General features: G+C 42.6%; 13 protein-coding genes. 11 read left to right on the top strand and 2 right to left on the bottom strand.

What is annotated here, in order from left to right:
* From HUZ36_RS14460 to HUZ36_RS14410, 11 genes are all read left to right on the top strand, one after another.
* The coding region (locus tag HUZ36_RS14460) for a hypothetical protein (protein WP_176033218.1) at nucleotides 1-5,436 on the top strand (5,436 nt) is incomplete at its 5' end.
* A 25-nt stretch (nucleotides 5,437-5,461) separates the two neighbouring features.
* Nucleotides 5,462-7,858, top strand: coding sequence for a hypothetical protein (locus tag HUZ36_RS14455; protein ID WP_176033217.1), 2,397 nt, complete (start codon nucleotides 5,462-5,464; stop codon nucleotides 7,856-7,858).
* Nucleotides 7,859-7,951: 93 nt separating this feature from the next.
* The gene (locus HUZ36_RS14450) at nucleotides 7,952-8,254 is read left to right on the top strand and encodes a hypothetical protein (protein WP_125251969.1); all 303 of its coding nucleotides are present in this window, start codon (nucleotides 7,952-7,954) and stop codon (nucleotides 8,252-8,254) included.
* Entirely contained in the window at nucleotides 8,254-8,640 is a 387-nt protein-coding gene (locus tag HUZ36_RS14445; RefSeq protein WP_176033216.1) for a hypothetical protein, read from the top strand. The genes HUZ36_RS14450 and HUZ36_RS14445 overlap by 1 nt, the downstream gene beginning before the upstream one ends.
* A gap of 8 nt (nucleotides 8,641-8,648) precedes the next feature.
* Nucleotides 8,649-10,835, top strand: coding sequence for a hypothetical protein (locus HUZ36_RS14440; RefSeq protein ID WP_176033215.1), 2,187 nt, complete (start codon nucleotides 8,649-8,651; stop codon nucleotides 10,833-10,835).
* 35 nt (nucleotides 10,836-10,870) lie between these two features.
* Entirely contained in the window at nucleotides 10,871-11,851 is a 981-nt protein-coding gene (locus HUZ36_RS14435) for a hypothetical protein (RefSeq protein ID WP_176033214.1), read from the top strand.
* Nucleotides 11,852-11,898: 47 nt separating this feature from the next.
* A complete protein-coding gene (locus tag HUZ36_RS14430) occupies nucleotides 11,899-12,426 on the top strand; it encodes a hypothetical protein (RefSeq protein ID WP_125251965.1) in 528 nt (175 codons plus the stop codon).
* A 45-nt stretch (nucleotides 12,427-12,471) separates the two neighbouring features.
* The gene (locus HUZ36_RS14425; protein ID WP_128731795.1) at nucleotides 12,472-13,173 is read left to right on the top strand and encodes a hypothetical protein; all 702 of its coding nucleotides are present in this window, start codon (nucleotides 12,472-12,474) and stop codon (nucleotides 13,171-13,173) included.
* Nucleotides 13,174-14,564: 1,391 nt separating this feature from the next.
* A complete protein-coding gene (locus HUZ36_RS14420; protein WP_128731794.1) occupies nucleotides 14,565-15,662 on the top strand; it encodes a hypothetical protein in 1,098 nt (365 codons plus the stop codon).
* 220 nt (nucleotides 15,663-15,882) lie between these two features.
* Nucleotides 15,883-16,074, top strand: coding sequence for a hypothetical protein (locus tag HUZ36_RS14415; RefSeq protein ID WP_176033213.1), 192 nt, complete (start codon nucleotides 15,883-15,885; stop codon nucleotides 16,072-16,074).
* Nucleotides 16,075-16,659: 585 nt separating this feature from the next.
* A complete protein-coding gene (locus tag HUZ36_RS14410; protein ID WP_125251962.1) occupies nucleotides 16,660-17,247 on the top strand; it encodes a Fic/DOC family protein in 588 nt (195 codons plus the stop codon).
* 2,168 nt (nucleotides 17,248-19,415) lie between these two features.
* Here HUZ36_RS14410 and HUZ36_RS14405 read toward each other — a convergent pair.
* Nucleotides 19,416-20,837: a hypothetical protein gene (locus tag HUZ36_RS14405; RefSeq protein ID WP_176033212.1), complete on the bottom strand. Its 1,422-nt coding sequence runs from the start codon at nucleotides 20,835-20,837 to the stop codon at nucleotides 19,416-19,418.
* 236 nt (nucleotides 20,838-21,073) lie between these two features.
* Entirely contained in the window at nucleotides 21,074-22,681 is a 1,608-nt protein-coding gene (locus HUZ36_RS14400; RefSeq protein ID WP_176033211.1) for a hypothetical protein, read from the bottom strand.
* Nucleotides 22,682-22,945 lie beyond the last annotated feature (264 nt).

Raw genomic sequence — 22,945 nt, 5'->3', positions numbered from 1 at the left:
CAAGCCATCGCCGGCATTGACCAAAGTGGCAGGTGGAGCGAAGCACAAATTCAAGAAATAGCAGCAGCGGTTGATAACGTCACGGTGCCAGAAATCGTCGACACACAACTGACTTTAAAAGTCGCGCCAATGGCCAAAGCTGCCCTTGCCGATGACCTCAATGCTTTGCAAGCCAGTGTCACTGACGCCTACCAGACAGAAATTGCCCAAGCCATCGCCGGCATTGACCAAAGTGGCAGGTGGAGCGAAGCACAAATTCAAGAAATAGCAGCAGCGGTTGATAACGTCACGGTGCCAGAAATCGTCGACACACAACTGACTTTAAAAGTCGCGCCAATGGCCAAAGCTGCCCTTGCCGATGACCTCAATGCTTTGCAAGCCAGTGTCACTGACGCCTATCAGACAGAAATTGCCCAAGCCATTGCCGGCATTGACCTAAGTGGCGGTTGGAGCGAAGCGCAAATTCAAGAAATAGCAGCGGCGGTTGATAACGTCACGGTGCCAGAAATCGTTGACACACAACTGACTTTAAAAGTCGCGCCAATGGCCAAAGCAGCCCTTGCCGATGACCTCAATGCTTTGCAAGCCAGTGTCACTGACGCCTACCAGACAGAAATTGCCCAAGCCATCGCCGGCATTGACCAAAGTGGCGGTTGGAGCGAAGCGCAAATTCAAGAAATAGCAGCAGCGGTTGATAACGTCACGGTGCCAGAAATCGTCGACACGCAATTGAACTTAAAAGTTGCACCAATGGCCAAAGCCGCCCTTGCCGATGACCTCAATGCTTTGCAAGCCAGTGTCACTGACGCCTACCAGACAGAAATCGCCCAAGCCATCGCGGGCATTGACCAAAGTGGCGGTTGGAGCGAAGCGCAAATTCAAGAAATAGCAGCAGCGGTTGATAACGTCACGGTGCCAGAAATCGTCGACACGCAATTGAACTTAAAAGTTGCACCAATGGCCAAAGCCGCCCTTGCCGATGACCTCAATGCTTTGCAAGCCAGTGTCACTGACGCCTACCAGACAGAAATCGCCCAAGCCATCGCCGGCATTGACCAAAGTGGCGGTTGGAGCGAAGCGCAAATTCAAGAAATCGCAGCGGCGGTTGATAACGTCACGGTGCCGGATATTGTTGCAAATCAATTGAGCACCAAATTGGGCTCCCTCGGCGACAATACCGTTGCTGACGCGCTGTCGGCCATGGCGCAGTCTATCACGACTAACTACCGCAACGAGATAAGCCAAGCCATTGAGAGTATTGGGCAAAGCAATAGCTGGACACAAGGACAGATCGAAGAAATTGCTGCAGCCGTCGACAACATTATCGTACCTGACATTGTTGACACTCAGCTGAGTTTAAAAGTCGCACCTTTAGCTAAAGCGGCTCTTGCGAGCGATCTATATCAACTGGAGACCGCTGTAACCGAAGCGTACACCGCGGCAATTACGCAAGCGGTTGATAATATCAGCCAAAGTAACAATTGGACACAGGCACAGATAGAAGAGATTGCCGCTAACATTGACATGGTTACTGTCCCAGATATTGTTGATGCACAGCTTAATTTGAAAGTGGCACCCCTTGCTATCACAGCAATTGAAGACAGCCTTAACGCATTGCAAGCTTCTGTCACCGAAGCCTATAGAGCCGAAATCACACAAGCTCTTCAGGGGATAGAGCCTAGCGATAGTTGGACTCAATCGCAAATAGAAAATATTGCTGCGGCAGTAAGTACTGCTATCACCTCTGACATTGTTGATAATCAACTCAGCGTAAAATTAGGCGCTCTTGGCGACAATACCGTTGCAGACGCACTTTCGGCCATGACCCAGTCTATCACGACTAGCTATCGCGCCGAGATAAACCAAGCCATTGAAGACATAGGGCAAAGTAGTAGCTGGACGCAAGGACAGATCGAAGAGATTGCCGCAGCGGTCGACAATATTATCGTACCAGATATCGTTGATACTCAGCTGAACCTAAAAGTCGCTCCCTTGGCCAAAGCGGCCATTGCTGACGATCTATATCAACTGGAGAACTCAGTAACCGAAGCGTATACCGCGGCAATTGTCCAGGCAATTGACAATATCAACCAAGGTAGTAATTGGACACAAGCACAGATAGAAAGCATTGCCGCTAATGTCGATACTATCACCGTACCAGATATCGTCGATAATCACCTCAATGCCAAGCTTGGTACGTTGGGAGAACAAACCGTTGCAGATGCACTCTTCGCAATGGCTCAATCGATCACGACCAGCTATCGAACTGAGATAAGTCAGGCAATTGAGAGTATTGACCTAGGCAACAGCTGGACACAGGCTCAAATAGAAAACATTGCCGCTAATGTCGACTCAGTTAACGTTCCCCAGCTCATTGACACTCAGTTAAGCGCAAAAGTTGCCCCCTTGGCCAAAGCTGCGCTGGCTGATGACTTGAACGCATTGGTGGCGTCCGTCACTGCGGCTTACCAAGCAGAAATCATACAAGCGATTGATAGCATAGAACAAGGCAACCAGTGGACGCAGGCACAGATTGAGGACATTGCCGCCAACGTCGATTCTATCACCGTTCCCCAGCTCATTGACACTCAGTTAAGCGCAAAAGTTGCCCCCTTGGCCAAAGCTGCGCTGGCTGATGACTTGAACGCATTGGTGGCGTCCGTCACTGCGGCTTACCAAGCAGAAATCACACAAGCGATTGATAGCATAGAACAAGGCAATCAGTGGACGCAGGCACAGATTGAGGACATTGCCGCCAACGTCGACACGGTCACGGTACCAGATATTGTAGATGCTCAGCTGAGTTTGAAGGTCGCTCCTCTGGCCAAAGTCGCCCTTGCCGATGATTTACTCGCGCTGGAGAGCGCGGTGACCGAAGCATACAATACGGCCATTACACAGGCGCTTGACAGTATCAGTCAAGGCAATAGCTGGAACCAAGAACAAATCGAAAGCATTGCCGCCGCAGTTGATGCTATCACCGTGCCAAGCATTGTTGATAATCAATTAAATGCAAAACTTGGCGAACTTGGGGATCAAACTGTTGCTGATGCGCTTTTTGCTATGGCGCAGTCCATCACCCAAACCTACCGCGCGGAGATAAATCAAGCCATTGAAGGCATTGATCAAATTAACAATTGGACGCAAGGGCAGATTGAAGACATCGCCGCTAATGTCGATACTATCACCGTACCAGAGATTGTGGATAATCACCTCAATGCCAAGCTCGGTACGTTGGGTGAACAAACCGTTGCAGATGCACTCTCGACAATGGCTCAGTCGCTCACAACCAGCTACCGAACTGAGATAAATCAGGCAATTGAGAGCATTGACTTAGGCAACAGTTGGACGCAGACACAGATAGAAAACATTGCCGCCAATGTCGATTCTATTAACGTTCCCCAGATCATTGACACACAGTTAAGCGCAAAAGTTGCACCCTTAGCCAAAGCCGCCCTTGCTGATGATTTGAGCGCATTAGTGGCATCTGTCACCGCGGCTTACCAAGCAGAAATCACACAAGCGATTGATAGCATTGCTCAAGGCAACCAATGGACTCAAGCACAGATTGAGTCCATTGCCGCCAACGTCGACACCGTCACGGTACCGGATATTGTCGACACACAGCTCGCTTTAAAAGTAGCGCCTCTAGCTCAAGCAGCGCTTGTCGACGACCTCAATGCCTTGCAGGCAGCCGTCACCGAAGCCTACAAAGCTGATATCGCTCAGGCAATTGAGAGCATGGGACAGGGGATCTGGAACCAGGCTCAAATCGAGGAAATCGCCGCTGCTGTTGACAACATCACCGTCCCAGACATTGTGGCGACTATACTTGCCGAAAGGTTAGGTGATCTGGGAGAACAAACGGTTGCCGATACATTATCTGCTATTAGTCAGTCTATCACGCAGGCGTACCGCACCGAGATAAACGAAGCTATTGAGCAGATTGCTCAGGGTGCATGGAGCCAGGCTCAAATTGAAGAAATTGCCGCAGCAGTCGACAGTGTCACCGTGCCAGACATGCTTGATGCACAGCTGCCCGCGAGAGTTGCTCCACTGGCTCAGGCTGCTGTTGAAAACAATCTGAACGCCCTGCAAACTTCCATCACCGACGCTTACAGAGCTGAAATCGCGCAAGCCATCGAAAATATGGGCCAAGGCAATCAGTGGACTCAAGCACAGATTGAAGACATTGCAGCGGCAATAGACCACATAGTCGTGCCAGGCATTGTCGACACACAACTTGAGGAAAAACTTGCGCCACTTGCCCAAGCAGCACTTGTCGATGATCTCAGCGCGTTACAAGCAACCGTAACTGAGGCCTATCGGGCTGAAATAGCCCAAGCAATTGAGAATATTGGTCAAGGAATATGGAACCAAGCTCAAATAGAGGAGATTGCAGCAGCCGTCGACAATGTTATAGTTCCAGGCATTGTAGAGGACAAGCTTAACGAAAAGCTCGGCACTTTTGGCGAACAGACCGTTGCAGACGCGCTATCAAACCTAGCCCAGTCAATCACTGAGACGTATCGCACGGAGCTGAGCCAAGCCATCGATAGTATTAACTTGGGTAACCATTGGACTCAAGAACAGATCCAAGAAATAGCCGCGACTGTCGACGCGATCACTGTTCCGGATATGATTGATGCTCAGCTAAATGAAGATACATTGTGGCCCATTATCGCATCAAAGACTGCGGCACAGATCGATACACACATCAACGGATCCGTCGTTCCAAAAATAGCGCAGGAAGTAGACAAACAACTACCCGATATTCTCTCTACTGTTGTACAATTAGAGATATCTAATCAACTTCCACTATTTGTGAGCGGTGAGGTTGATAAGGCGTTTGGCGCGATAACCTCAGAACTACCGAGTTTAGTTGAGTTCAAGATCAATGAGGGTCTAAAAGATGAAGGCAGTATTGCCGCATACTTTCAAGACAATGTAACCGCGCTTGCGCAAGGTATTGTACAAGAGTATGTCGACACAACGGTGTCACCCTTTATCGAGCGCATAGTACCTGAATACGCATTGAATGAAGTACAAGCTGCGCTCCAAGAAGCAGTTCCTGACTTGGTAGACAGCACCGTTCGTACCGTTGTAGATACAGAGGTTGAAACATTAAAGTCGACCTTTATACCAAACCTGGTCACGTTAAAATTAACTGAAACCGTGCCACAGCTGGTCGAAGACCGCATGGCACAAATACTGACTCGAGTATCACTGCCAAAAAGACTGAGATTTGAATTTTCTCAGCAATCAACGCAGTGGATTGTACAACATGAGAGAAATACCAAAGATTTCTCGATTGAAATTTTTAACAGTCAAGGTGTGCGCATGTTCGCACATCACGAAATCATTGACGACATGAGTTTTGTGGTGAGTCTCACCGAAGCCCTAACCGGCTTCATTGACGTTGTGTTTTATTCATAATTCGACGTAAGAGGACAGTCAAAGTATGGCTAACTACCCTATTTTTCACGGTATCACGCTAGCAAATAGCGCAACATTTGAAAACCTTGTTATTGAATCCTTGGCTTCAGATCCGCAAGGCGCTTCTGAAGGCCGCGTGTGGTATAACTCTGCTGAAAAGCAATTTAAGGCATCGATCACTGACGAAGGCGGTGCGCTGACAACGATAGCTTTTCAAACAACCCAAGAGTTTACTGACTTTTTAGCAGCGCTTGCATCTCAAGAAGCAGGCAATTCAGGTGCTTCTAAAGTCGGTTACGAAGGCAAGCAAGGCATCAATGCGAAGTTTTCAGCGCAAGCAAGCACGCTAGACAATATCATCGGCGCCATCATTGATGCTGTTGATGCAGACAAACAAGCATTAGCTGATTTAGGTGCGCAAAATGCAGGCCTTGGTACCAATAAAATTGGCTACGAAGGTAAAGCAGGTGGTTTAGGTGAATTTAGTATTGCACCGACCACGTTGAAGGCAGCCCTAGATGCGATGGTTGATCAAATCGACATCAACAAAGCAGCCAGTAAAGTCAGCTCAGAGGCTATTCAAGCTGAGTTAGACAAAACCCAAGCAGCAGCAGGGTTAAGTGAGTCTGGCGATTATACGCCTTCAACTGGGGCAAATTATCTAAAATCAGAAGATTTTACTAACGCATCTAAAGTGCCTTCTCTCGCCGCTGCTGACGAGTTGTTAGATGATGCAATAAAGTCGCTAACAGACACGGTACAAAGCAATAAAGTTGCCGCTGAGCAAGCCGATGACTTAAAACTAAATATTGCGGGCGGTGTAATGACTGGCGCACTCGATATGGGTACCAACCCAATCAGTAGCGCGCACGTACCTACGCAACCCAATCACCTAGTTAATTTAAAATACATCGATGGTATGCGTGCCGGCTTAGATGTCCGAGAGTCCGTACGGGTCGCAACAACCGCCCCCATTGCCAACCTCGGTGGTGATATTCAAGATAATGGCGATAACAGTTATCAAATTGATGGTGTAACACTCGTCAGTGGCGACCGCGTACTTATCAAAAACTCAGCAAGCCAAAATGGTACCGACTCACCAAGCGCGATTTATAACGGTATTTATGTCGTCACTATCTCTGAGGTTTCTGACCAAACGACCGAAGCAAAAGCTGAATTTGAGCGCGCGATAGACGCAGATGGTACGCCAGATGGCGAAGTAACTAATGGCATGCACACCTTCATTGAAGAAGGTGCAACCTATGCCAATGCTGGTTTTGTACTTGGCACTCCCAACCCAATTAGTCTAGAAACCACCGAGCTGACTTTCGTACAATTCTCGGGCGCAGGCCAGCTAACAGCAGGTGCAGGTATTCAAAAAGATGGCAATACCCTATTTTTGAATTTTGGGGCTGGTGTTAAGGAATCTCCAACTGATGAGATTGGTATCGACTTTGGCGATGGCTTATTTACAACTGAAGATGGCAGCACCGAGTCAGATGCGTCAGCGGCTAAGCTACAGATTAAGATAGATGGCGATACACTAGAAAAAAGTAATGCAGGCCTGAAGGTTTCAGCCACATTCCAAGACAGTGTGAATGCCATTGCCAATGAACTCAACGCCACCCAAATTGCTGCAGGCCTTGAGGCAGACGGTCGCTATATTGCTGATTCAGAAACGAATTACTTAACAGCGGTCACTAGCTTAAAAACAGCTGATAAAGCGTTAGATGATGCAATTAAAGCCGTTGATGAACGTCTATCCAGCGAATCAGAAGCACATAACAATGCAAGACAAGCGCTACAGTTAGAGCTTGATAAAACACAAGTAGGCACGGGTCTAGAGCTGGATGGAAGCTATAAGCAAGCAACCGACAGCAACTACTTAAACACCGCGACGAGTGTACACAATGCAAGCTTACTCTTAGATAGCGCATTAAAGGCAGTCTCTAGCGAGTTAGTCGCTGAAAAGATTGCCCGTGAGAACGCTGACAACGCTATCAAACAAGGGGCAGGACTATCAGCAGACGGTAGCATGCAAAGTGTTGATAGCTACACTTATATCAAGGATACAACGTCGCTATTTGGCGCTATCACCAAGTTAGATGTAGAAATGGCATCTGAACTGGGTGGCGTACGCTCTAATATCACCAATGTCGTAAACCAAGTTAATGATAATGTTTACTTCGAGCTGTCACAGAACAAACTGATGCAGCACAAAATCGAACACAATCTAAACTCTGAATATGTCGACGTGATGGTATGGGTGGAGCGCGGTGAAGGCGAAGATGCCCGCTTCTATAACGACATTACCATGGTCAAGCAAGAATCAGACAATGTTGTGATGATTTACCTAACTGAAGCGGCAAGAGTAAAAGTCTCTGTCCAAGCAGTTCGTAAACTTGCAGACCCAACAGCTTAAGTTTTTCGGCCTACCTTGTATTAACACACATAAATGGGCCGACGTAGTTGTCGGCTCATTTATGTTGTACAACATATGAAGAAGGAGGCAAATATGTCAACCTTGTTTAGTTTTTACCGTGTCAATGTTGTTGCTCTAAAAACGCGCGAAGATGCTTTGTATGTATTGCACGATGCACTATCGGAGCTAAAGGCTGCCATGCTCAGTGAGCAAGGCGTGCCAATCAAAGAGCTAACGCAAGCCATTACGTTCTTACGCCGATTTTATGAGCGTATTGAACGCTTGATCCTTGACGAAGGACATTTGGATTACCGCAAGTTACAGCAAAAGCAACAACAGAGCGTGCTTTTACTGAATGCTATCCAAATCAATAAAACGGTGTTGAGGCGCAAATAATGGCGGTGAAAGATGTCAAAACGGTACAAAGTGCAGGCTGGATAAATCAGCTACAAAGACAGATTGAACGCTTCTTACTCAAATCAAATAATGGCAAGGTGCCCGTCAATGTACCAACACACCTAGCACACAAGCTTGAGCACACCAAAAGCAAACAATTCATCGACAGTACAGATGAGATGTCTGCTGAAGACATGGTGGTTTTTGTTCAAGAGCAATACGAGTTATTGAGCTTGTTGCAGCAAGTTGCCACAAATTTTGATGGTAAGTGCCGCTTTAGTGGCATTGACATAGATAGGGAAACAGAAAACCCCCTCCGAACAGGCGCAGAGCAATCGTGTCCATCTTACGATACAGCCAAACCAGAGTACCCAATTAAAAAATAGGAGACGATATGTCTACTTCTGAATTGCGCGTGATGACGAATATGAGAATGTTCGGTCGTTCAGCGCTTAGTTTTGATCAAATTGATTCTTTTCCACTGAACCCTTTTCCTGGGCAATTTGCACTCGTTGAAGGGATCTTATACATATATTCCAAGATCGGCGTAACGCAAACTTGGTTTCCATTAACCAATAAAAAAAGTTCCCATGTCCATTTTCAATCAACTCCCGCTTTCGAATGGACAGTGTCGCATAACTATAACACCGATGAGTATGTGTTTATGGTGTATGACGACAACGGCAATATATTACATGCCAATCCAACCCCTATAGATAAAAACAAGTTTAAATTAAATTTCAGTCATGCGGTGTCAGGTAAAGTAGTGGTATTTATCCATAGCGACTTGGCCATCCCTAGACTGGCAACTGAAGATGGCATTATCGAAATGCTAACCGTTAACCAAATTATTTCTGTTGCACAGGGCAAAGTAACAGCGGATAGCAATGGGTTGATGGTTGACGGAACCGATGTAGGGACAACGCTAACCGATCACGCGCAGCACATCGATTCATTTAATGGCATGTTTACCGCCGATTTCGATCACACCAAGGTCATCAAAGACTTATTACCTAATACCGATCAAGAAACTTTAGGTCGAGCTGATCACCCATTTGCCCAAGTACACGCCGCGACTATATCAGCAAATTCAGTCGACACACGCTCTCAAAGTGAAGATCCAGACACACAACAAGGAAAGTTACTTGCTAACCAAGTAGATATTCAAGCGCGGACAACCAGCGCAGGTGTTGCCCCAGCACAAATCATACTGACAGGCTCTAATAAGACGCAGTATCTATTACGCTACGACGAAGCAACTGGTCAATTAAAGTTAATAGATGAAACCGGTGCGCCTCTGGAAATCAATGGCCAGGCCTTTACTGGCGCACGTATTGATATTGTACACGGCGCGCTGGAAAACCTCAATGTCAGTGCTAATACCGTTTTGGGTAGTGGCGCTGCAAACAGCGCTGAAATCAACGCCACTACCACTTTCAATGCACCAGTGAGCTTCTCGGAGCATGCAAGTATTGGCAATGGTGATGACAACGTTAATATTAATTGTGGCGCTGAACAGCTGCTCACTGTGATCAGTAAGTTCTTTAACTTAAACTCAGAAGGCAAGTTAACTGTTAAAAACTTGGTTGTGTCAGAAAACCTAGACGTAGCAGGTACACGCACCGAAACTAGCTCGACCAATGTTACCTCTGGTGAGCAATTTATTACACTATTAGCTGGCACCACTGATGAACCAACCTTGGACGCAGGCCTAAAAATTACGCGTGGTAACTCGGCCAATGCAGCCATTTTATGGGATGAAACTCTCAATGCGTGGACACTTGGTGTCGATGGCGATATGCGTGCCATTGTTCGCACAGATGACCTACGCTTGCTCACCGAGCAACAACACCAGCAACTCACGACAGGTGAAAGTACTCACCTACACTACCACGAAGCGGATCGAGATAGAGCAAATCATACAGGTACACAGACGGCACAGACAATTTCTGACTTCGCTCAAGCGGTAGCACAAACTCAGTCAGTACAAAGCAAAGTTGATAATGTACCGGGAAAAGGCCTTTCAACCCATGATTTGACTGATGAACTGATCGATAAAATCAATAGTGCGCTGCAAAGTGTGAAAATGGCTGACATTGCTGATTTACCCGACTTATCAGGTGTGGGGCCACACCCATCAGATGACTTTACCCATGTGGAAGTAGCAAACTTACGTTCAGGTAAAACTGCTACTGGTGAAACCATGCATAAAACGTTGGTTTTCGGCGGTGATGAGCCACCACCAAATACAGATGCTGGCATTAACGACATTTGGTTTAACACTGCGGGTGATGCCACTGTTGTTGAACGGAAAACGGCCGAGGGGTTTCAACCAATTGTCACCATTGCTTCGGAAATGAATATGCAGCACTCAGATGTTGAGTACGTGATGTCTGCATCTATTAAGGAATACATTTTTAAGGTTAATGGTGAGCCACTCACGCTCAAACCCAAATTCCTTACCGTCTACTTGAATCGGAAACTCTTGCGTAAAAGTGAGTACACCATCAACGGGACGCAGAGTATTACGCTAAATATCGATTTATCGGTCGATGATGAAATTGAGGTTGTAACTGCTTAATGCGGTTGAATTCATAGCTTAAGGAGAATACCTAGATGAGTAATATTGATGACCTATTTGTGGTCAGAAAAGGCGGTGGACGCCAGTATTTAAAAGCCAATAAGCGTTATGTTGTTACCCGACAGGGTGCCGTCGTAGAACTGGATACCTCAGATCCATCTTATGCCGCACAGGCAGAAAACCAAGAAGCCTTGTTGTTGCTGGGTGATAAAGGCGATCTGCGTCAACTCGAAACCATTTATCGTAATTTGACAGTGCTCTTCAATGGCTCTGTTCGAAAAGAAGAGATGTATCATATTGAGGCTGGTGCGATATCTTCAGTCAATGCCCCTAACGGCAGCTATGATGCCACAGGTTTAGCCTACCTTAAAAGTGTGCGCTTCAAATCTACGGCCAATACCTCGGTAAACTATGTAGTCCAAGGTAGTAATGACGATCACACTTGGCATGACATCTTCGAGGGGAGTGTTACGGTGCCAGAATCAGAGCCAGCATCCGATGAGGGATCTGTCGAACTGATAGCACCACAAGGCATTGCAAAATTTAGGTATTTTCGCGCCAGTGCACAAGCAGGAGAAGATTTCCGAGAAATCGTTTTTGTTGTAGAGGAAATAGCGAAAAGTAAGTTTCTTCCGTTAGATGAGGCGGGTAAGCTACAAGAGCTCAATTCGGAAACGTATGATGTGACCTTTTTCGTGCAGGGCGCCCCTGATCTATCAACCAAACTATTGACGTTTGTGGTACCTCGTGAACTCTATATTAGAAATAACTGGGGCGGATTTATTGGTTTTGCAGATACTCCGCCGGCCGCCCCCTACCCTATCAAAGTACTCATAAATGATGTTGAAAAGGGCACATTTACGGTCGATCCTAACGGCACGACCAGTATGTCAAGCTTGACCAGAACCAAGTTAGTTCCCGGTGATAGAGTGAGCTTACTCACACCTGCATATGTGGATGCAACCATGGCTGATCTATCTCTTACTTTGGTATTCGATAGACAAGAGTTAGCTTAAATACTGTGCTAGCGAGCGCTAGCACGCCTACTCAAGAAGGAAGTATCATGGAGAGTATAATCAAAGCTCTTTTTAACTGGGCACTTGTTGTAGAGCAAGATGGTTCAATTCGAGTGATGGCGGATGTGTTTTTATCATCAGCGCTTATCATCGGTTTGTTCTTTCTATATCGCTACAAAATGTCTCCGTTATTTAAACAAATTGAACAAGCACTCCCCGCTTGGGTTGAGCAGACCAGTACGTTCAACGAACTGACTAAAGCGCATAGAGAAACCGCTAAGCGACTTGAGCATATTGTTGAATTAATGAAAGATCTTGATGCGGATCAACTCAGATTTCATGAGGATGTTAGATCATTTATCAAGTCGCACCCAGACGCTTTAGAGCAGCTCTCCTCCGCCACCGTTAATCAACATAACGAAACGCAAAAAGAAGTACGAGACTGGCTTGATAACATCGTGGACAAAACCCAAAACAGTAGCCACCAATTAGCGACAATTCAAACTGAGTTGAGAAACATTTCAGCGCTCCTAGTCGCCGCATCAGCCGCTCGTTACAACAAACCGTTAAATTAACCTCAGCCCACATCAGTGGGCTGCATTCTATCAAGGGAAAATACAATGCATGTAGCACCAAGTACACATCATAAAAAGCTTGCATTTAGAATGAATTCATCCAAGTGGATTGAAACATTTAAATCAAACCAAACTTTCTCACTGAATGAAATGGTCAGCTACGAACCTCCTTTTCATATTGAAAGCCAAGAGTTATTAATGTCTTTATATGACAAATGGTTTAGTTGGTTGCTCGACTTAGAATCTGAACTTAGCCAAGTTGATCAATGTGATGGCACAGTAAGGCAGCAGATAAAGATTGCCACAGAGCAACTCAAAAATACGCTACTGAGTGAATGGGAAGTAAAAACCAGCGCACAATATTTGCTGTGGCAACGAGTCTATTTCAATGCACTTGATGCGTTTGTCAGCCAGATCAGTGCAATCTCTCAGCCAGATCCCGAAACTGTCTTTTCTTACTGCGCCGAGCAATTGCTTGGATTCATGCAGCATACCCTATTAATAATGCACGAAATTGACACAATCATGAATCAGCCAAACAAGCGTCATTTCGTTTCACTAGACGATTATGGTTGCTCAGTGTATCGACAACAAGGCAAAGATCTTGTGAGTGCAAGGCTACAAGCATATCGACATAACATCGAAATCGATCAGCTTGGTGAGTGGGAGGTAAAACACTATAACAATATCGACGTACCTAATGATATGCATTGTCAATTACAAAGCATACTAGATCAACAGCCATAGCCATCATTTTGAAGTGTTAACGAAGAAGAAAAGTAAGCAATATAGGCTTGTGGATAAGCGATCATTTACCACTGATCCATGTGATTACCCACCACTGATTTATCAAAAAAATCAGTGGTAAAACAGCTGAAAAATTAAGCTTGCTGTGGATATTGACCACTGATCAATATGAAATTTATAAAAAAATCTGTGAATAAAGAACCTAATTCTGTGGAAAATTTGTGGAAATAAAATCAGATAAAAAACACAGCCACTGATTCTAATGATTGGTAACCACTGATCTGAAAGGATCGAAACCCCTGATCTTAATGATTCGAAATTCCTTAAAACCTTTTATAATATAATAACTTACTAACAACCTAACCTTAACTAACCAGATCTAACCTATAGATCTAAGTAAATATAAAGATCTTTAATCTATATTAACCACTAGAAATTCAAAGTTCCAAACTTGCTGTTTTTACAAAAAATAAGTTTAACAGTTGCGGTCAATAAAACGCCCTTCACTGCTTACTAAAAACGTACTGACGAACTAAAATTAATCAATAAGAACAGGGAAAGTCTAAAGTAGTTATTTTCAAATGTGAAAATCATCAATTAAAACATAAACTTAAAAGTTTAAATCAATAAAATAAGTGGTAGATAAGTAAATCACCTTAATCATCAAAATCAGAGGTTATGATTAGTGCTAACAAAGACTAATCAGTCAAATCAAGGGTCTAAGTTGATTTTACTGATCAGTAAAATCCATTTACTGCTCAAAATGGGGGATTTAAACGATCAATCAAATCAGTGTAATCATAAAAATCATAGGTGTTACACGATTTGAGTGATCAATAAAATGAGTACAATCATTAGAATCAGTGGTTGAGTTGATTCTAATGATCATAAAAATCAATAAAATCAGTGGTACGAAAACCTTTAAAAATCGCTGTAGTATCAAATAATCATTGGAATCATAGGTCAGCTGATAATGGTGAGTAATCAATGAAATCATAGCAATCATAAAAATCAGCGGTAAAGTCTAAATTCTATAGCTCAAGAACAACGAAAAGTTCACCACTAAAATTTTAACTGTATGATTATTAATGAAAAATTCACTTTGATATCATTGAACAGGAGAAACGCAACGTCATGCAAAATCTCACGGACCTCTGATCATAGTGATTATTTTTAACCTGAACCACTGATCCCTTTGATTATTTTTATAAAGATCCTAATTTTTGTTAAAATTAATATCTAGATAATACATTAATTATCAACCACTTATGTTGTATTAATCAGATAGATCAGAGGTTATGCCCGTCGCTTGCGAATATGACTTTTTTGCGGCAAACTCAGTCCAATATCCCTATGCGCTGTTCTAAACTAATCAAATGAGGATCATGATAATGTCAAGTAAAGAGATCACTCGAGATGATTTTATCAAAGCTGAGTCTGAAAAAACTGCCCTCTTCGGTATGGTTAACCAACGAACTGAAATTGACTATGCAAATGCAGTTGAGTTTTTAGCGTGTATCCCTCGTTTTTTGCGTAAAAAAAAGAATTGGGCAAGATTTTCAGAAGTCGACACCGCTGTCGTAAAATTTGAAACTACCCATGACAATATTGATTACGAAATCCAAATGTCACCAGCAACCATTGAGCGCAAAGGTAAAGATGGTGATACAGAAGAAGTTTTTATATGGCCTGGAGATAGGGAAGAAAAAGTTGAAGCAGCGATCATGCGTATAGCATCCGATGGTGGTTTACTTCAAGCAAATGGTCGATACCAAAGAGATGATAATAGACCGGTTTATGGGTGTTACTTCTCTGTACATAGAATACAAAAAGAGCTCGAAAAAATAGGCAAGAGCGCTCATCCTGATGATATTAAAGAAGCCATTGAAGTGATGAGTAAAAGTGCTTTGCAGATCAGAAGCTTGTCAGGTAATGGACAAGATGTTCAGGAGTTTAGCTCTGCAGTTTTTCCGCAAAAATATATCTCCGGCAAAGCCACTGGCCACAGGGACGATAAATGCTATGTAACATTTCATCCACTGCTCAATGCTGCAATTGAAGCGATGCGTTATCGTCCTTATCAATTTGCACAAGTAGAGATGCAAAAAGGACTATCTCGTTATATTCACATGAGACTGATGATGCGATTTACCTATGCTGCTGCGGGAAAAACATACTCCTTACGCGTGCGAAAGCTATTGAATGATTACGGAAAACTACCAGCCAGTGAAGTAATATCTCGTGCTCAACTAAATAACTGTGGTCGGGATGTTAACTCTGCATGCAATAAGCTAGTTGATTCTAAGGTGCTGCAAAAATTCACTAAAACAGCTATTCGTAAAGACGGGGAAATTGTTGATTACGAGATCACTTTTTATCCTCATGAGGAGTTTAATGCTGCTCAGTTACAAAATAATAAACTTAACAAAATGGTACAAGCGACTGGAAAAGTTCAATCTGAAACCGTGATTGAGCATAAAGAATTATAGTTATTGTACAATAACCAATTTCTGTATGAGCTCATCTTTTGCGTTCTGATCAAGGACTCACCTACCCTTTCTTGACTCACTAAATAGTAAAAATTAAAATGCGGTGCATGTTAGTTTGTCTTAAAGTGTGGTTCGACTTTACATTCTACCATGACGAAATGAGACTTAAGAGTAGTGGTGCACACTGCATTGATTGAAGATTACTTACAGGAGGGAGATTATGGGCGAGCAGTGTAAGAATATGAATTTAGTAGATTCGAATGCTGATCTACACAAAGGAACTACACTTCTTCGAAAAAACGCTAAAGACTGTGATAAAGTGAGCCAAGATGATAATGACTTTATTTCTTGGGTACTTGCTGATTTATCATTAGATGTTGATGTACCATCGCGTTATAAAATGAACCAATAAACTTAATTGATTATAAGTAAATAGTATGTGCTTGGGTTTTTAAATACCTGAGCTTACTGAGTTCAGCGACGGGCTATCTTTTAAAAAGGTGTTGCTTGTCGTAGTGGTTAAATTACCTCTTTTGCTACCCATTTTTATTCACCTACGGATCTCACTCTTTCCAGATATCGCAAAGAGTCTAAACAAACTAACTATTTCCCTGCTCTTTTGTTTAATTCAGATAACTTTCTTTCGCACTGAAAGAGTGTATGGCAAAAAGTCTTTCGATTGTGTCGTCATATTTATTTTAGCTGAGATGATAGCAAGCCAAGAAATGAAGTTATGCAGCTAGTCTTAACATGTGCCAAGTGACCTATCACCTCGCTTTAAGGGCATAGGTGCAAACCTTGGCATAACTATGTCGCTACGTTATACTTATACGGCTTTAGAAGGGGGAATTTATGGCTGTTACATCGGTAAAAAAAACAGAAAATGTGCGAACGTTCATACCTAAAATGAGCAACTTTGAAATTAGTTCTAAATACGAAGGACTGAGTTTTAAAAAGGAAGACTTAAGCAAGTCTATCGCTGATCTAAAAGCAAAGTATGCGAGATAAATATGGTGTTGCACAGGATAGCTACTGCTATCCTGGATCTGATGTACTAATTAATAAGCTTAATATTACGAATGCAGATGAGTTATCAGAGGCCGAGTTAGAATTTACCGCTTTTAGATATAGTGAATATTCATCTACCCTAAACTCTCTTGACGAGTTTAATTTAAATCACCTAAAACACCTCCATTGGTATTTATTTCAAGACGTGTACGCTTGGGCTGGTGAAATCAGAACAGTTGATATTTCCAAGGGAGATACCCGGTTTTGTACTTGTTCTCGTATCGACGTTGAAATAAAAAAGCAGTTCCAACAAGTTCAAGCATTGAATATACATGCAGCTAAAGCAGAAATTTTGGCTCAACTCGCGGACGTATACTGTGAATTAAACATTATTCATCCATTTAGAGAAGGGAATGGTAGAGCTCAGCGTTTCTTTTTCGAGGAACTATTATTCTTTCTAGATATGCCCGCTAATTGGCCCGACATATCAAAGGATGAATGGGTCAAAGCAAATATCGATGGCTATTATGGAAATTTAAATCCGTTACACCACATCCTCATACTCGCCACTCAATAGTTTATTTAATGTTGAAATAGCATAAGGTATGAATGAACTTGGTACTATGACTCAATTATTAGTATTTACTCATTCACCCCATACTTAAAAAATTTAGTATCATAAAGATTACCCTTAAAGTATCAACTGCCAACAATGTGTTTGGTGACGCTTAGGAGATAATACTTTTTGAGTCTGAGCTACTAGTTTAATGGTAAGTTATAAAACTCGTTTGATTAAGAGAGCTATTTTGAGGTGAGAAATCTTGTCAACAATGCCATTGCCGTGCTCAGTTATCGTCAATGTACTTGCACCCTTCTCTTCCTCTGGCTATCAATTCGAAATGACTTTACGTTGAGCTTGTTATAGTACTCACTATTTTAACTGTGTTAGTTGGTTTTTATCTAGTTTATGTTAACCTGATTGAAGCTGGTTTAGACAAGCTTAATAGACGTGCTTATATCATTAGTGCTTGTATTTTGAGAGAGCCACCCTACTTTGGCGTAATGCTTAGATCTTTGCTATGTACCCTACTCTCATCATTCTATGGAATTTCTATGTGCTTGGCGGTTGCTAATACCGGCTCAGTGGATAAGCAAAAGTGGTTCTATGAGGTCAATTTATTGTTCGTCTATATGAACTGTGTATCGTTGAAGTTCTACTTTATGGCTCGGTCGAGTATGGAACTAAATATTACTCATACGTACTATCAACGTACCTAGACTTAGGCTGAACTCTTTATTAAGAAAACGTACCAATGGTACATTTCCATTTCTTTAGTTCGTTTCTTTCGAGCACGCGGCTAACAACCATAGAAGGCTAACTACATAGATTTACCAATTAACTATAAAAAATTGGTGTACCATTGGTACACTTATTTTTGGAGTCAGTGCCAAATCCATTTAAATAGAGTTATCGTTTGAACGACGTCACCCTGTGTGTAGAAGTATACAAAGAAATCAGCAACGTACCATTGGTACACTCAATTTTAGTGTCAGTGTCAAACCTATTGAAATAATATTGGCTACTTAACGGCTTCATCCCATGTGTAGATGTTTACAGAGAAATAAGTAGCGTACCATTGGTACACACTATTCAGGCTTGCTATAAGTAGTGGGAAAATAAATAGATAAGCATGGATAACTTATCAAAATACACGATAAAAAGTTCGACATTGAGATCCATATCCCTTATAGTCTTCGCGGAGTTTTATACCTAAAAACTTGAAATAAGTTTGTAAGATAGTGAGTGACACCCGACGTTTTATGCGTCGGGTTTTGTTTATGGGGTCAGAATATTGCTATGCTTTTTGACATCGCGACACAGAATCAAGGTACTAAAAACCAATTTATAAATTCCCTCTTGATATATCATTTTTTAAAAAACAATGCTGTACCAATGGTACACTTTATTTTTAGAAACAGTTAAAACAAAGTAATGCTACCTCGTTTAATCAAGTTATTTATTTTAACGCGAGAAAACTTTTTGGCCGATAACACCTCTACCCCCCAAAGTACCTACATAGATAATGCAACGACAAGAACTAATATCTTAGAAAATGTAGATAATAATCTGGCTGTTTTACTATGCCTACACTTAACGAGTTTGTATGACTAAGTGACCGAGCTAAATAAACAAGTTTAAGTACTGGGTTAAGAACTAAGTGCATTTAGCAATACAAAGGGCGTATGCCAAAGATTAAAAAAACCATGGTTGGAATAGGCACAATCTTAGCCGTCACTTTTGACCGTGTTATTGATAAAACTTTTATAACGGCTGTTATTTATCTGCATAGCTCTGCTTAGTCGCTAAACAGTATACAGCGGAAGATAACCCCTAAGTTAACAGGGTAGAGTAAGTGGGTAAAAAATTTACGTAAGCGATTGCCATTTAACAAATCCGTAGTGGCTTCAGCCAATAAGATTGCAATGCAAAACTGGCAAAGCTACATATTGATGAGAGCCGCTCTATTAAAACCTGATAATACCAAGAGCCTGACTGAATATGCTTGATGAAGAGAGTTAGGGTTGTAATATGAGGAAAATGAGCATTTCGCTCGTAAAAGTCAACATGACTATTACAAAGCGATGAGTCACATTATGTGATGCGTAAGATGTGATAAAGTTTAGATTAGTAAGAGAGGGAGTTATAAGCCGTGTCAGCGCGACAGGCGCGCTGAATTAAATAGACTACTTTGATGTGAATCGGCCAAAAAGCGCTTGCTCTGTAATTGATGGTGTTCCTTTGCTGATGATCCAAATAGGGTCAATTCTTGCACCTAACTGGTCGTCTACTGTTCGGTCATTGATCCTTGCTCCAATGGTTCCGATATATCGAGCAAATTGACATTTATGAACTATCGCATCTATCGCACTATCAACAAAACGAATAGGCTCACTACGCTTGGAACCTCTTAAATCACCCATATCTAAGACCAGTACACCGCCTTCCTCGAGCATGTGCCAAGCATTAACAACAGCTTTAACTAAGAAGTGATCAATAAACGCATTTTCAGTTTTGTACCTTTTATATGCTTGACTCTCTTCATCAGTATATCTCTCATCGTGAAATGGAGGAGGGCAGAAATACAGTAAATCAGCTTTTTCTTCAAGTATTTCGTACTTAAACGATTCTGCTTGTGCATTATATAATTCAACTTTTTTACTGCGTTGCTTCAATTGTTTATGCATTAGATTACCAGCCTGAATAACTCTATTATCAGGATCAATACCAACAAAGCGTTTAGGGTAAGGGCTGGCTTCAAATCCCAGTAATCTATCTCCCCATCCCAAGCTCATATCGATCACTGATTTAGGTTTAAAGTAGTGAAAAATTGCTTTCGCTACTGCTGGCCTGTACTGTGCGGCAATATAACGTCTTGTGCCTAGCGCCTTGCGTATAACATGTCTGTCAATGAAGGGCGTATCTTGATCCAAAATGTGATTGAATACGGCACGTCTTGACTCTTGGTCATTCCAACTATCTGTAGCGGAGCCTACACGACTTCCTTTGCATGTAAAGCGGATTGCTTGAAAGTACGGATCTGTCGCTCTGCTACCGGTGTTATCAACATCAATGGTTAATAGTGAAATAGGATGCTGGTAGCTCATACGCGCGTGGTTATAATTAACATGAAGTAAACTGCCTGCATCGAGAGCTTTTAGCGCCTGAAAGTCATCCCAAGCTTGCTCTTTGCTAGTCATGCGGTAGGGCACATCTATATTATTTTTCTCAACCAGTTCATTGAGTAAAGATACAAGAGCGGGTCGCTTTAGTTTTCGTTTCAGTAAGCGCCATTCATCCTTACCTATATTGATATGATTGTCACTACCTAGATATTGTGGCATAAATGCTTGTTCAGTTGGTAACTGTGTTGTTACCTCGTCGTGCATTATTGAACCTTTTGTCCTGCGCCTGGAGATTTGTCTATTAGTGTGCTCTTGATTATTTATATCACTACGTTCACTGGATAAGTGACGGCGGCGAGGTCGACTTTGCACCTCATCAGTATTCAACGCACTTGTTTGATTCTCTTCTTGGTTTAAACGAAGAGAGCGACGTCGATGTCGTTTTTCCAGCGCTGAAGATCCTTGTTTATTATCATCACCCATAAAAACTCCAAGACTCAGTTTATTCGATATTTATAAGTTTAAACTTCAGGCTTTCTGTGTAAAAACGCAACGTATAGCAGACCTGAGAGTAGGGCGGTATCTTGCCACGGTAATGCCTAGGGTGCAATCGTTTAGGCATTTCACTTATGACCTTACTTATGGATCCTAAGGTACCTTTATTAATTTAAGAATAAATTAGCTTGAGAGTGATACAAAGGCCAACTAACTAAACACATTCAAATATCAGGTATCGGAATATCACAATGAACACTTAATAAGTTAATGGAGGATTGCTGTGCAGGCTCTTTCAAAACATTATTACCGCTTCGCGATTTAGGGGGGTTTATAAAGAACCCGAGCGAATGAGACGAATAGTGTTGAGCCTTGAGTAATTCTTTTAGTTGTATCGGACGTCTTTGCTGTACAGTCTTAATGACTTTATTCCAGTGTCTATAAATTGTAGCTCTGGAAATCTGGCAGTGGTTAAGCAGGACGTTGGGGGTAAGAGACGTTAAGGTGTAACCGGCTTTACATAACCTCAGCACTAATTCCACCAAGGTATTTAACGTAGTACTTGCTCTCGCTTTACTGACTTTTTTAGCGCTGATAGATTGGCGACGTTGTTGCTCTGCTGGACTCAACTTTTCTCGACTCTTTAGCTGCACACTTAAGGGGAGTTCTAATTCGTCGGTCAGTATGTCGTTGAGCCGTTTAAGTGTGTATCGGTATACTGTTTTTATTGAGCTTGATAGGTACGCGCTTAATTGCTGCCCAGTAAAGCCGATATACTTATCATTGATCTGAATAATCTTGTCCCATGCAGTTTGTGGAGGCATTATCCGACGATAAATATTGTACAAGTGGAATAGCGTTAAATCGCGTTTACCTTTAACCACTTGCCCGTGTCGGTGTAAGTACACCTCCCAATCTTTTGCCAGTTTAGCCAGTTTGTCAGCCGCGGGATCTCGCGCAATACTAGTACAAACCTTGGGAGTTCTTATATGATGCGCTTTCATTGCTTTAGAGGGCGGTGCGGTGGCAGCGTCCGTTGTAATTGGCGCTTTAAACCCTAGCTTTTTTCCTAGCATTTGTAAGCTTGTCACAGGTCCTCCTGTGAGATAGAGCACTTCTCGCGCGGTTTTGTTATGTTGGCTACCCGGCATACGCATTAATCTAGAAGGGTCGTTTGATGCCCCATGGTCGACTTTCCAGTCGTTGTAGCCTAATTTAATACGCCAGGTTTCAAGCTTTTTGCCTAACTTTGCGGCTATATCTTTCCAGCGTTTTAAGAGTGTGAAACGATGGGTTTTGTTCTGTACCAGCTCAGGCTGATCATAACGCCAGTACAGATGAACGCCACCTGAGCCTGTTAACACCCAGTTAGTTGGTGCTGGTAAATTCGATGCACCTAAACAGTCTGCAATTTGCTGATATATTTCCCATGATTGATTGGCTGTGAGTGGAGTATGACCTGCGGTATCAATTTCTAACCAATGAGCTGTCAGCCCTTTTATATTTTGTGTATTTCGCCAATCAAAAAACAAGTTGGGGGTTAGATAACATGCTGTTGTTTCTGTTTTATGTGTCGCTTGATACGCCCAAGCTAAATACTCTTGCCGTGAAATCCGCTTTTTTCTACGAGTCTCATAAGTTGGTTGCCCACATGGTTTGAGATCAGAAACTTTATTGTCAGACAGGCGTGCTCTAGCAAACCAGCGTAGCGCTTCCTCTTTACCAATATGCCAGTCTACGTCAAATTGCTTGTTGGACGATAGATAGTAGCGAGTTGCGCGCGCACTTGTGCCTGCGTAAACGGAGGCTACAAGAACCTTGTCACGTATCATGGATAAGACCTGTCTGTAAGATATTTAATATGCGATGAGCAAACTATCGCGTCTCTGTATTAAGGTCAGTATGCTATTCTTAATAGGCACTAAAAATCAAGAAGAAAAAGCCGTTTTTTAAGGACTTGTTGTATTTATGAGCGATGTATCGATTGCGCGCATAATTATTGTTCTAATTGTTAGTTTTTTATTATTGTACAATATTATTAAGCCGTACTAAATTATATCCCAAGCTAACACATCATACTGCTAATTTAGGTCGTT

It is taken from the genome of Pseudoalteromonas sp. McH1-7 (assembly GCF_013366255.1).
Lineage (GTDB): Bacteria > Pseudomonadota > Gammaproteobacteria > Enterobacterales > Alteromonadaceae > Pseudoalteromonas > Pseudoalteromonas peptidolytica.
The sequence above is the reverse complement of the archived record's forward strand: the minus strand, read 5'-3'. Positions and strand labels throughout refer to the sequence as shown.

Bases quoted from the DNA above. Each gene is read 5' to 3' on its own strand.
- HUZ36_RS14455 (WP_176033217.1), top strand. From the start codon at position 5,462: ATGGCTAACTACCCTATTTTTCACGGTATCACGCTAGCAAATAGCGCA.
- HUZ36_RS14450 (WP_125251969.1), top strand. From the start codon at position 7,952: ATGTCAACCTTGTTTAGTTTTTACCGTGTCAATGTTGTTGCTCTAAAA.
- HUZ36_RS14445 (WP_176033216.1), top strand. From the start codon at position 8,254: ATGGCGGTGAAAGATGTCAAAACGGTACAAAGTGCAGGCTGGATAAAT.
- HUZ36_RS14440 (WP_176033215.1), top strand. From the start codon at position 8,649: ATGTCTACTTCTGAATTGCGCGTGATGACGAATATGAGAATGTTCGGT.
- HUZ36_RS14435 (WP_176033214.1), top strand. From the start codon at position 10,871: ATGAGTAATATTGATGACCTATTTGTGGTCAGAAAAGGCGGTGGACGC.
- HUZ36_RS14430 (WP_125251965.1), top strand. From the start codon at position 11,899: ATGGAGAGTATAATCAAAGCTCTTTTTAACTGGGCACTTGTTGTAGAG.
- HUZ36_RS14425 (WP_128731795.1), top strand. From the start codon at position 12,472: ATGCATGTAGCACCAAGTACACATCATAAAAAGCTTGCATTTAGAATG.
- HUZ36_RS14420 (WP_128731794.1), top strand. From the start codon at position 14,565: ATGTCAAGTAAAGAGATCACTCGAGATGATTTTATCAAAGCTGAGTCT.
- HUZ36_RS14415 (WP_176033213.1), top strand. From the start codon at position 15,883: ATGGGCGAGCAGTGTAAGAATATGAATTTAGTAGATTCGAATGCTGAT.
- HUZ36_RS14410 (WP_125251962.1), top strand. From the start codon at position 16,660: ATGCGAGATAAATATGGTGTTGCACAGGATAGCTACTGCTATCCTGGA.
- HUZ36_RS14405 (WP_176033212.1), bottom strand. From the start codon at position 20,837: ATGGGTGATGATAATAAACAAGGATCTTCAGCGCTGGAAAAACGACAT.
- HUZ36_RS14400 (WP_176033211.1), bottom strand. From the start codon at position 22,681: ATGATACGTGACAAGGTTCTTGTAGCCTCCGTTTACGCAGGCACAAGT.